This window comes from Bacillus sp. FJAT-50079 (assembly GCF_018343515.1).
GTDB lineage: Bacteria > Bacillota > Bacilli > Bacillales > Bacillaceae_C > Lederbergia.
On sequence record NZ_JAGYPD010000003.1, the window covers coordinates 67,080 to 78,105 of the forward strand.

The 11,026-nt window shown below is 38.3% G+C and carries 11 protein-coding genes; 6 read left to right on the forward strand and 5 right to left on the reverse strand.

What is annotated here, in order from left to right; genetic code table 11:
* Nucleotides 1–67: 67 nt before the first annotated feature.
* A complete protein-coding gene (locus KHA95_RS08090) occupies nt 68–1,042 on the reverse strand; it encodes a stage II sporulation protein M (protein ID WP_213137005.1) in 975 nt (324 codons plus the stop codon).
* A 171-nt stretch (nt 1,043–1,213) separates the two neighbouring features.
* On the opposite strand from KHA95_RS08090, the gene KHA95_RS08095 reads away from it, so the two are divergent.
* Together KHA95_RS08095 and KHA95_RS08100 are read left to right on the forward strand one after the other, a co-directional pair.
* Complete coding sequence (locus KHA95_RS08095) at nt 1,214–2,014, forward strand: RDD family protein (RefSeq protein ID WP_213137006.1); 801 nt, start codon at nt 1,214–1,216, stop codon at nt 2,012–2,014.
* A gap of 329 nt (nt 2,015–2,343) precedes the next feature.
* Entirely contained in the window at nt 2,344–2,859 is a 516-nt protein-coding gene (locus KHA95_RS08100) for a GNAT family N-acetyltransferase (RefSeq protein WP_213137007.1), read from the forward strand.
* Nucleotides 2,860–3,268: 409 nt separating this feature from the next.
* On the opposite strand, the gene KHA95_RS08105 is transcribed toward KHA95_RS08100, so the two are convergent.
* On the reverse strand, nt 3,269–4,198 hold the full coding sequence (locus KHA95_RS08105) for a VanW family protein (protein WP_213137008.1): 930 nt from the start codon (nt 4,196–4,198) through the stop codon (nt 3,269–3,271).
* 151 nt (nt 4,199–4,349) lie between these two features.
* Between KHA95_RS08105 and KHA95_RS08110 the strand changes: the two genes are divergently transcribed.
* Together KHA95_RS08110 and KHA95_RS08115 are read left to right on the forward strand one after the other, a co-directional pair.
* Complete coding sequence (locus tag KHA95_RS08110) at nt 4,350–4,499, forward strand: hypothetical protein (protein WP_213137009.1); 150 nt, start codon at nt 4,350–4,352, stop codon at nt 4,497–4,499.
* Nucleotides 4,500–4,785: 286 nt separating this feature from the next.
* A complete protein-coding gene (locus KHA95_RS08115; protein WP_213137010.1) occupies nt 4,786–5,133 on the forward strand; it encodes a VOC family protein in 348 nt (115 codons plus the stop codon).
* Nucleotides 5,134–5,338: 205 nt separating this feature from the next.
* Here the strand turns inward: KHA95_RS08115 and KHA95_RS08120 are convergent, their stop codons facing one another.
* Together KHA95_RS08120 and KHA95_RS08125 are read right to left on the reverse strand one after the other, a co-directional pair.
* Nucleotides 5,339–6,868, reverse strand: coding sequence for a solute symporter family protein (locus KHA95_RS08120; RefSeq protein WP_213137011.1), 1,530 nt, complete (start codon nt 6,866–6,868; stop codon nt 5,339–5,341).
* On the reverse strand, nt 6,865–7,194 hold the full coding sequence (locus tag KHA95_RS08125; protein ID WP_213137012.1) for a DUF485 domain-containing protein: 330 nt from the start codon (nt 7,192–7,194) through the stop codon (nt 6,865–6,867). The genes KHA95_RS08120 and KHA95_RS08125 overlap by 4 nt, the downstream gene beginning before the upstream one ends.
* A gap of 200 nt (nt 7,195–7,394) precedes the next feature.
* Between KHA95_RS08125 and KHA95_RS08130 the strand changes: the two genes are divergently transcribed.
* Together KHA95_RS08130 and KHA95_RS08135 are read left to right on the forward strand one after the other, a co-directional pair.
* Complete coding sequence (locus KHA95_RS08130; RefSeq protein ID WP_213137505.1) at nt 7,395–8,654, forward strand: AAA family ATPase; 1,260 nt, start codon at nt 7,395–7,397, stop codon at nt 8,652–8,654.
* A gap of 285 nt (nt 8,655–8,939) precedes the next feature.
* Entirely contained in the window at nt 8,940–10,328 is a 1,389-nt protein-coding gene (locus KHA95_RS08135; protein WP_213137013.1) for an MFS transporter, read from the forward strand.
* 142 nt (nt 10,329–10,470) lie between these two features.
* Here KHA95_RS08135 and KHA95_RS22915 read toward each other — a convergent pair.
* The coding region (locus tag KHA95_RS22915) for a transposase (protein WP_249316719.1) at nt 10,471–11,026 on the reverse strand (556 nt) is incomplete at its 5' end.

The following is an 11,026-nucleotide window of genomic DNA, read 5'->3' on the forward strand; positions in this document are numbered from 1 at the left end:
GTGAAAATGACACATCGAATTTCTTCGATGGCTTGCTTTTGCGCCGCCTCGAACTTCTCGGTCCTTTTCATCCTCCTTTTGAACTTTTATTAGAAAGCAATAACTTTCCAATCACAATATAAAGAATAAGCCCGATGACCGTTAGAAAAGCGACGATGTATTTTGCTTCCAATGAAATAGCGGCCGGAGTGATGAAGCCTTCAATGATTCCAGCAATAATGAATAATGGAAGGGTTCCAAGCAATAGTTGAACAGAACGCTTTGCGTGAACTTTTAGCTGATATCCCCGTGAAAATTCCCCAGGTACAAAGAGCTTATAGCCCATTAATAAACCTGCTCCGCCAGCGATAAAGATGGCTGTAAGCTCGACCATTCCGTGGGGAACAATATAGGCCCAAAATTCGTATGATTTTCCGTAGTGCCAAAACAAGGCAGCAAGCGCACCAACAATAATGCCGTTATAGATTAATACATAAACCGTTAGCAAGCCGAATGTAATACCACTAGCAAACGCTAAAAAGGCGACTTGAATATTATTCGTCATGATCGATGCTGACATCGTTGCCGAATCAACCTTTCCGTCGTTTTCTCCAATTTTTTCCGGCTCCACAATCGATTGAGCAATGTCCCCGGGAAGGACGGAATACATATGTAACGGTTCGTTCATAACGGCGAAAAAACTTCCTAATGCACCAACGGTAAAAAGGATCATCGCAATAATAATAAATTTCCATTGTTCTAAAAATAATCGAATGAACGTCGTACTAAAAAAGTGGCGAACTTGTTTCATGCTTGATACTTGGTCTTTATACAATAAATTATGTGATTTTGCTACAAGTCCATTTAAGTAAGATGTAACATCTTCATTCGGAAAATAAGTTTGTGAGTATGATAGATTTTGAGCCGCTTTTTGATAGAGTCGATAAAATTGATCAATATGCCGGCCAGTTAAAGCAGATTTTCTTTTATGTAATGTAGTCGTTAATTGTTCGAGTTGCTGCCAGTTCTCACGATGGAGTCGAACGAATTGCTTACTATTCATGAAGACACCGCCCATTTGAAATTTACTTTAAGAGGATGTACAAAAAGTCCGATAAAAATGACACGTCGAATTTTTAGTCCTTTTTGAATATCACTTGATGATATCTATTATAGTTATTTTTTTGACAATTAGAAACAACTTTGAAAAACAACGTGAAAGTAGGGGGATCATATGGAGCAAAATCAAGTCGGCGTCAAAACACCCGAATATGTTTCGCTTCAATTTCAACTTGCAGGTCTAGGGAGTCGAACGGCTGCGTTTATTATTGATCAACTGATTTTAATGGCGGTTCAAATCGTGCTGATTATTGGGCTAGTCGTGTTGACGAGCGGCGACTCTGCCTGGTTTACATACTTTGATGTCGGCTCCATCGCATTTGCGATAACAATCATTGCTGTTTTTATGATCAATTGGGGATATTTTATCGTCTTTGAGTTTGTATCTGGAGGACGAACGATTGGAAAGCGCCTGATTGGAATCCGAGTGATTCAAGAAAATGGTCATAGCATTACCTTTTTATCAAGCTTAATTCGGAATCTCTTGCGAATCATTGACTCACTGCCAACAAGCTATTTACTTGGAATTATTATGATTTTTTTCCACTCAAAGCATAAACGAATCGGTGATCTCGTCGCAGGCACGATCGTCGTTCATGAAAGAAAAGCGAAACGGAAAAAGCTTTCTCCACTTGAAAAAGAAATGGAAGCAAGAGGATTATCGAAAGACGATCTCGTAGTTGATGAGTGGACGCTCCAATCGCTCGACAAGAAAGACTGGGAGCTGCTTAAAACATATAGCCAGCGTCTTCTTCAACTTCCGATTAATGAGCGTCAAGATTTAACCCAGCAAATCGCAACGATATTATTCACAAAACTGAATTGGGAAACCGGGCAAAAAAACACTCGTGAGCTCGAAAACATGCTCCTCATCCTTTACTTGCAATTAAAAGAAGAATGGGAGTATGAGTTGTAGGAATGGGATTACGTAAAATTTAGATTGTTTCATCAATAAATATATTTTAAAAAGAGAAGTTTTAGCGTAACAGGTTTCAAATAACCGGATTTGGGGACGCAGTTCACAAATGAATCGTGTCTTCCTTTTTTTGCGTTATATTGATGATTTAGCAATTTGACCTATTGATTAGCGTATCAATCCGTATACAAAATAGACATTGTTAAAATCGGTGTTCATATTTTTTAGAATTAAATATACGTTAAAAAATATGTTAAAGTAAATTTATAGATAGTGACTTACGGAGAAAGATTAGGATATGTAGTTTTACGGGAGGAGATGGGAAAAATTTGGAGGCAAGTAACCATATCATTCAGATAAAGCCTTGGGAGGATAATGACCTTGATTTACTTGTTCGTATAAACGCTCCAGAAATGATGCAACATCTTGGAGGCCCAGAGAGTAAAGAGCAAATTCTGAAACGACACAAACGGTATCTTGAGCTTGGTAATGAGGGGTGTATGTTCAGCATTATTTTGTTACCAAAATTAGAACCAGTTGGTTCTGTTGGTTACTGGCATACTACTTGGGAGGATGAAAGTGTATACGAAACTGGATGGAGTGTCTTATCATCTTATCAGGGGAGAGGAATAGCTACAATTGCAGCCAAATTAGCAATAGAAGAGGCAGCTGCTGAGGGAAAGCATAAATACATTCATGCTTTCCCTTCAATTAATAATCCAGCTTCAAATGCAATTTGCCGTAAGCTCGGCTTCCAATTTATCTCCGAATGCGAATTCGAATACCCAGCAGGGAATTTTATCCGAAGTAATAATTGGTGTTTAAACTTAACTCCAAGTAAATAGTTTATTAAAAATTAATTATCTTTAACAAAAGCTTATTAAACGGGTTCGTTAATCAAAGAAGGATTAACGCATTTTTTGTTGAAGTTATTAAGCTAACGGAGCAGTGTTGTTTAACATGTGTTCAACAATCGGACCAGACTGTGGAGTAACCTTAACCTTTATATTGTGGAGTAGACTTATACTACGCAGCAATGGACTTAATTATCAGCTGACTTTGTGAAGATATATATTAATACGGACTCACCTATTGGTGGGGCCGTTTTTAGCTTAGTCAGTTTAAAATTAAAGTTCAAGCCGATAAAATCACCGATATCCACCATAAGCAAGTACAACACTCGATGAAAAAAGAATAAATTCAAACTGAAAACCGGCCATGCCAAGTTCACTAGTCCGGTTTTTGTGAAAAAACTTAATGATTCTGATTCACCTCTGATCCAAGAGGTACTTCTTCCGGAAGCTTATACGATGCGCTAGGAATTTTTCGTGGCTCATTATTAATGGCATCTGACGAATACACCAATATTCTAACGGTTCCACCGTAAACATTTGATCGAATCAATATAGGCTGGTTGTATTTGTTCGTAAAGCGGAAATCGGGTCCGTACCAGCTAACAGTTGCGTCTCTTCCTGAAGGTACATAGCCAACCCGTTTGCTATGGGAGTATCGTTCTGTAATAGTCAACCCCGCTTTATCTACTGCATTGTACAACGTTGAAGAAATTTGGCATATTCCACCGCCAATGTCCTCTGACAATTCACCCTTTACGATAACCGGTGCCCGCTTATAGCCCTTTTCCCTCGTTCGTTTTCCAACCACTTTATTAAAGGAAAAGGTCTCACCAGGAAAAACAACGAGGTTATTGATTGCTTCACTTGCAAGTAAAATATTATGAGAACGCTCTCTGTTATTTGAATTAAAATAGGTAGCATAATGTCCAATTCGATTTACACTTATATGTGAGAGTAGTTCGCTATCCACGTCTGGAAATATTGTGTGCATGGGAGCTTCTACGTAAGAGGAGCCTTTATTGAAAAAATATGTATAAAACAAACGTGTGAACGCCTCATGATCCAGTTTATACCCTACTTTTTCAGCAACAATATTCCCATTGTTATCCAGAAAAGCGTTTGTTGGCGGTTTATAGATGGTCTTATCTAGTTTTTGAATAAATTCATTGTAGTTTTTTTGATCAATAAGCGGAATATCTATTAATGGGTTTGAAAAATAAACGCGATTAACATTTGCAATTGTTTTTCCTTCATGACTAACGACTAAATTGTCAGGAAGATTGTTTTGACTTCCGATCAATAATAATACTGACAACCAGATGAATTTCATTAGATAACCTACCTCCCAAAGTTAGTATGGGTACAGGGATACCTTTTTATGTGTATATATACACTTACACTCCCTAAGTTCAATAAGGAGGGAGAGATTTTAGTATATGATGCAGTAGAAAAATTTATCAAAGCATTAGAGGGCTATCGAGTTGATGGAGTATTTGACCTTGCGGGGGCATTACCCTGAAAGATTTAATGAACGTGATAAAGGGGTGATCGAGAGAGGGAAAAATGAAATACGACGTAATGCAATTCGAGTGTTGTCAGGGATAGAAATTTCGATTGAAGTGGTTCCCTGAGTCATTAAAAATGACAGTAGAAGAAGTAATAGAGAATTAATATTTGTCATAAAGGTTTGTATGTTAAAGGTTTTTATAGTAGGATTTTTTGCTACGCAGTACAATGATACTATTCAATAGAAAAATGATATTCAACAATTGTGCGCGATTGTTGAATTAGCGTCGCTACTCTTATTAAACTAACGGGCGCGCTTCCGGAATATACAGGGGCGCCTTTTTATTAACGGAGCAGTATTGTTGAAAAAGGACAGAGCCAAAAATTAATGACAGAAAGGAATTTGATAAGATGATAAAAGGTTTTGGAGGTATATTTTGGAGAACTAACAATCTTGAAGCTGTGAAAAAATGGTACAGTGAAGTGTTGAAGATTGAAATAGAAAATTGGAATGGGACTGTGATAAAACCCGAATTAGGAAATGAAACGATCTTTTCTTTCTTTACCGAGAATAACAGTTATTTTCCAACAGAACAACAAGTGATGTTAAATTTCCAAGTAGATAATCTAAACGAGACGATTAAGCATCTTGAACATATTGGTGTACCTCTTGTAAAGAAAAAAGAGATTAGTGAATTTGGAAAGTTTATTTGGATTGAAGATCCAGATGGTCGACTGGTCGAGCTTTGGGAGAAATAGTGGAGTTGTAATCATTTGCAATTGAGCTAACAGATGCTTAAGTTCAATAAGGGTAGTAATAATTCGTAAAAACGCTCATGTCTGAGCGTTTTTACTTGTCATTTATATTGCTAAATTATTGATTAAATTGATATCACATTGTTATCAGCGTTTTTCCTTGAAATATAGTCAATCTTTATTCCGCTTGCCATTCATCGAGGCAGTTTCAAAGGCGATATCCTGTATTCGCCCTCACCTTTACTTCAGCAAACTGCTTGGCATCTTGTTTGCTTGAAGCAAGTGTACCAATGATCGCTCCGATAAAGCCGATTGGAACAGAAAGCAGGGCTGGGTTCGTCAATGGGAAGATCGGATCTCCCGTAAAAAATGCGGCCCCTTCTACGGGTGAAATGACATTTGGGCTTAGAATGACGAGAATGATCGAAGAAATTAACCCTGATAACATTCCTGTCATAGCACCTGTTGTATTGAAGCGCTTCCAATAAATTGTATAAACAATCACGGGAAGGTTCGCACTTGCTGCGACACAAAATGCGAGTGAAACGAGAAAAGCGACGTTTAAGTTTTGCGCGAAAAGTGCTAATAAAATTGAGAGTACGGAAACGCCAAGTGAAGCATATTTGGCCGCGCGCATTTGTTCCTTTTCTTTTGCTTTTCCTTTTTTAATAATTTGTCCATAAATATCATGGGCAAAGGCGGAAGCGCCAGATAAAACGAGTCCTGCAACAACAGCTAAAATCGTGGCAAAAGCGACCGCTGAAACAAATGACATTAATACGTCACCGCCAAGTACTTGAGCAAGAAGCGGGGCAGCCATATTTCCCGCTGCGTTGCTGCTTTGGATTGCTTCGGAACCAACAAAGGCTGCGGCACCAAAGCCGAGAAAGATCGTCATGACGTAAAAAATACCAACAATCCATGTTGCCCAAATAACGGAGCTACGGGCCGTTTTCGCATCCTTAACTGTAAAAAATCTCATCAATATATGTGGAAGTCCAGCTGTTCCAAGTAGAAGTGCGATCATGAGTGAAATCGTATCTAAAGGTGTCGTGTATTTTACACCCGGTTGTAAATATGCTTCGCCTAGAGGTGTCGCGGATTTCATCGTGGTGAACATTTCGAAAATGTTAAAATGAAAACGAGATAGAACGAGAAAGGAAATAATGACGGTTCCAAGCATTAATAGAACGGCTTTAATGATTTGTACCCAACTTGTAGCAGTCATTCCTCCGAATATGACGTAAATGGTCATCATCACTCCTACAATGAGTACAGCAATCCAATAATCAATTTTAAACAATAGCTGGATTAAGGCACCAGCGCCGACGAGTTGGGCAATCATGTAAAAAATGACGATTGTAATCGTGTTAAGTGCGGCAACCGCTCGGATTTTCTTTGCATCGAAACGAGCGTGAATCATGTCTGCAAGTGTATATTTTCCGAGATTTCGAAGGGGTTCTGCGACAATAAACATGACGACTAAATAGGCGACTAAGTAGCCGATACTAAATAAAAAACCATCAAAGCCGTATAAGGAGATTGCTCCTGCGATACCTAGGAAGGAAGCCGCGGATAAATAGTCCCCAGAGATCGCAAGGCCGTTTTGCCAACCAGTTAAGCCTCCGCCAGCAGTGTAAAATTCGTTTGTCGTTTTCGTCCTTTTAGCGGCGTAATATGTAATCAAAAGTGTCATGCCTACAATGAGTAAAAAGAGAATGATGACCGTACTATTCATCGAGCCCTTCTCCCTTCAACCTGTTCTTCTTCCTCCCAGACCTTCTCTGCTAAACGGTCAAACGCCGCCGATTTTTTCATGTAAATAGTGGCTAAAACCCATGTCATGATAAATAAGAAAAGAGCGTAGATCCAGACCCATGAAATATCGCCAATGGCGAATTTCTCCAAAACATTTGTATACGAGATAAGAATAGGAAACACTAAATACAGACCAACAAATAATGTGATGGATGGCACAAAAAAGGTCTTCTTCGCAGCCATTAATTGCTGAAACGGGGTACTTTTTTCTACCTTTTCAAAATCAATTGCATCCCTCTTCTTCATCTTTCAACCTCCCTATGTTTTTATAAATTCGCAATAATTTGAATATGGATCAAATATTAAAGAATAGAAAAGTAACTGTCAATCGAATTTACAATAATAAGAAAAAATGGTATTTAAGTCATATTTCTACTACTTTAAAGCGTGAAATTCGGTTAAACTAGAAGAAAAACATAGAATAAGAGGGTAATCAATTGAAAGACATGTCCTTTATTATCAAATTAGAAGAAAATGATCATAATGTTTTGCCTAATTATCATGATTATGGGTTTGTTTTAAACAAAGTTCATCAATCTATTCGTAAGGAAACAGGTTTGTCGATGAAAATGTATATGGACAATGAGGGTCAGGAAGAAATATGGAGTGTACTGGATGAAGATGTCGTAGAAAATAAGGCAAAATTACTTTTCCATGTGTTTGACATGATTGAAACAGGAAATATTCAATTTCAACAAAGTGGAGAGAAACGTGGGTTTGCCATCAATAAGGTGGTCAATAATGCGGTTTACTATTATCCTGATTTTGAAGTGGCGTTTGTGAAAATGCCAATTTTCCAAAGCTATGCGGACTACCCGCGGGATTTTATTTTCGCAGCGAATGATCAGCGTTTATTGTCATTTTTAACGTATGTGTACGAGCGGCAAAGGGAAATGATGCAGCATAGCGTTAGTGTTTTTACTGATACAGAAGATGGTGTAGAACGTACGAAGGAAATGATTACACAACAAATTAGCAGGGAAGAAGTGTTGATGGAAGACAAGGTGAAAAAGGAAATTTACCGTTCTATCGACGAATTTTTTAATGAAAGCGGAGAATTTTTCAAAACATATGAAATTCCATATAAACGGGGGATTTTATTGTACGGACAACCAGGAAATGGGAAAACGACGCTTGTAAAATCAATCGCAGGCAGCATTACTGCTCCAATCGCTTATTGGCAAATCACGGAGTATACGACGAGTTATTCGATAAAAGAAGTGTTCTCCATTGTTGCGAAAATGGCGCCAATGGTATTAGTTATTGAGGATATTGATTCAATGCCTGAATCGGTACGTTCGGTCTTTTTAAATACGTTGGATGGTGCGACGTCGAAGGAAGGAATCTTTTTAATCGGAACGACGAATTATCCGGAGAGAATTGATCCAGCATTAATCAATCGAGCCGGGCGATTTGATCGTGCGTACGAAATTAAGAAACCGACTCAAGCGTTACGGGAGCAATATTTGCTTCATAAGAAAATGGATCGTTTTATGGACAAGGCTGCAATCGAATATATGGCGAAAAAGACGGAAGGATTTTCGGTCGCACAATTAAATGAGCTCTATACATCTGCGGCTCTTCAATGGCATTATGAACAAGCCATTGATATTGAAAGCTTAATAGAGAACCTTGAGTCTGCAAATGAGAAGACACGAAGAAGAGAATGGGAGTCGGAAGAGTATCCGTCGCGGCTCGGTTTTTGAGTTTATTCCACTGATTCAAAAATTTGAATTAGTGGAATATTTTTTTTTGAAAAGGTTTTAAAATTATGTTTGACAAATAATAACCTGAGGGATTAAACTAAAATTAGTTAATTTGATTAGTAAACAAATTAAGTGTTTTCGACGAGTTGGTAATGAATAAATCTATTTACCGTTGAAAAGGATTACAGGAGGGGTGTAAGGGGTACCATACTTTTGAAAACAATTTCAACATAATAATACCAGTAAAGTTTTGTGGTTTGATTTAGATATTTAGGAGGAATGAAAATGAGTCAATCTGTATTACAAAACGGTTCAAATCCGACACATAGAAAATTTGGTATGCGTGACAAGCTTGGTTATTTATTCGGTGATTTTGGAAACGATTTTTTCTTTATGTTAGCGGCTTCTTTTCTCATGGTGTTTTATACAGATGTTTTCCATATTAATGCGGCGACCGTTGGTGGACTTTTCTTAGTTGCGCGTTTATGGGATGCGGTTGCAGACGTAACTTGGGGGCGCTTTATTGATACGAGAAAACCAGGAAAGCATGGAAAATTCAAACCTTGGATTTTCAGAATGTCCTTCCCGCTTGTTGTTATGGGTGTACTCATGTTTGTTAAAATTCCGGGCATGTCTCATGGTTTTTACTTAGCTTACGCATATGTCACATATATTTTATGGGGAACATTGTATAGTACAGTAAACATTCCATACGGATCAATGGCTTCGGTTATTACGAGTGATCCTGTTGAACGTACATCTTTATCTACTTTTAGAACACTTGGTGCCAATTTGGCAGGTTTAATCATTAACGTACTTGGACCGCTTATTTTGTTCGTCGATAATAAAGCGGATGCAAACCGTTTTATGCTAGGGGCAATCATTTTCGGAATTCTTTCACTTTCTTGTTATATGGCATGTTATAAACTATCAACAGAACGTATTATTGCACCTGTAAAGGAAAAGCAAAAAGGGGCAATGGGGAAAACAATGAAAGGGCTTGTAAAAAATAAGCCATTGATCTGGATCCTTATTTCTTCCCTCACATTCATGGTTTGTTTTATGCTTATCGGTGCGGTTAACGTATATTTGTTTAAAGATTTCTTCGGAAACGCGAAAGCATTAAGTATCGTCGGATTAATGCAAACGTTAACAGTATTAATTGCAATGCCAATGGTAAGACCATTAGTCGCAAAATTTGGTAAGAAGGAGCTAGCAGCAGCAGGGTTATTACTTTCAGCAGTTGTCTATTTTATCCTTTACTTCTTGCCGAACCTGACTGCCATTCAATTTATTGCTGTTTTAACAGTTGCGATGTTTGGATACGCATTTTTTAACTTAGTTGTTTGGGCATTTGTTACAGACGTAATCGACTATCATGAATATATTACTGGTTTACGTGAAGATGGAACCGTTTATTCTGTGTACTCTTTTGCCCGCAAAGTTGGACAAGCGATTGCCGGTGGTGTTGGTGGTGTTGCCATTGCTGCGGTAGGCTATGATTCGACACTTGATGTGCAAACAGAAGGTGCGTTAAATGGTATCCATGCATTAGCAACGTTAGTGCCAGCGATCATCTTTGTCGTAATATTCTTAATGCTCGTATTCTTATATCCATTGAACAAAACCCGTACATTAGAGCTTGCTGCTGAATTGGCGAAAAAAAGAAAATAACCATTAAAAGTCTCCAATTATTCATTGGAGACTCAGAGCGTAGACAAAAGGGTTGGAAATCATTTTGATTTCCAACCCTTTTCCTATTAATTCAGGTTAAATCTGTGAAAAAGTTCATTTCAGCTTTCCATTTTGGTTCTTATTAAGCGATGGTTGGCGTTTTCCATGTCCAACTGGCCAACTTCTTAAGATTTAAGGCAGCAAAAGTCAGCATCGCCTGCATGGACAATTTTTTAATACCTTTTAAGGTTGTCCAGCGCATGCCATGCTTTTCTTTGGCATCGGCAAAGACACGTTCAATCGTCTCTTTACGCTTTCCGTATATTTCTTTAATTTCATGATTGTGTCGTAAGTCCTCAGCTACATCCAAGTAATCTTGCCAGATATGACGTTGGATCCTTTTTTGGTGATTCTTACTCTCCGTGCATTGGCTAAGCACCGGACACGTGGCACAAATAGAAGGAGTTGATGCATACTCACGATAACCTTTCTTCGTTGTTGTGCGGTAGTTAAGAACCTGTCCTTCGGGACAGAGATAACAGTCGTAATACTCGTCATAGACATACTCGTGTTTTTTGAAAAAGCCTTCTTTTGTCATTGGGCGTTTGTATGGTAGTGCTGGAAGAACCTGATTCTCTATAAGAAAGTTGGCAATCGCCGGCGTTTTGTAAGCTGCATCAGCGGCAACGACGATTGGA

Excerpts from the sequence above, each read along its gene's own strand:
- KHA95_RS08095 (WP_213137006.1), top strand. The coding sequence starts at position 1,214 with ATGGAGCAAAATCAAGTCGGCGTCAAAACACCCGAATATGTTTCGCTT.
- KHA95_RS08130 (WP_213137505.1), top strand. The coding sequence starts at position 7,395 with ATGTCCTTTATTATCAAATTAGAAGAAAATGATCATAATGTTTTGCCT.
- KHA95_RS08135 (WP_213137013.1), top strand. The coding sequence starts at position 8,940 with ATGAGTCAATCTGTATTACAAAACGGTTCAAATCCGACACATAGAAAA.
- KHA95_RS08125 (WP_213137012.1), bottom strand. The coding sequence starts at position 7,194 with ATGAAGAAGAGGGATGCAATTGATTTTGAAAAGGTAGAAAAAAGTACC.
- KHA95_RS08090 (WP_213137005.1), bottom strand. The coding sequence starts at position 1,042 with ATGAATAGTAAGCAATTCGTTCGACTCCATCGTGAGAACTGGCAGCAA.
- KHA95_RS08115 (WP_213137010.1), top strand. The coding sequence starts at position 4,786 with ATGATAAAAGGTTTTGGAGGTATATTTTGGAGAACTAACAATCTTGAA.
- KHA95_RS08105 (WP_213137008.1), bottom strand. The coding sequence starts at position 4,198 with ATGAAATTCATCTGGTTGTCAGTATTATTATTGATCGGAAGTCAAAAC.
- KHA95_RS08120 (WP_213137011.1), bottom strand. The coding sequence starts at position 6,868 with ATGAATAGTACGGTCATCATTCTCTTTTTACTCATTGTAGGCATGACA.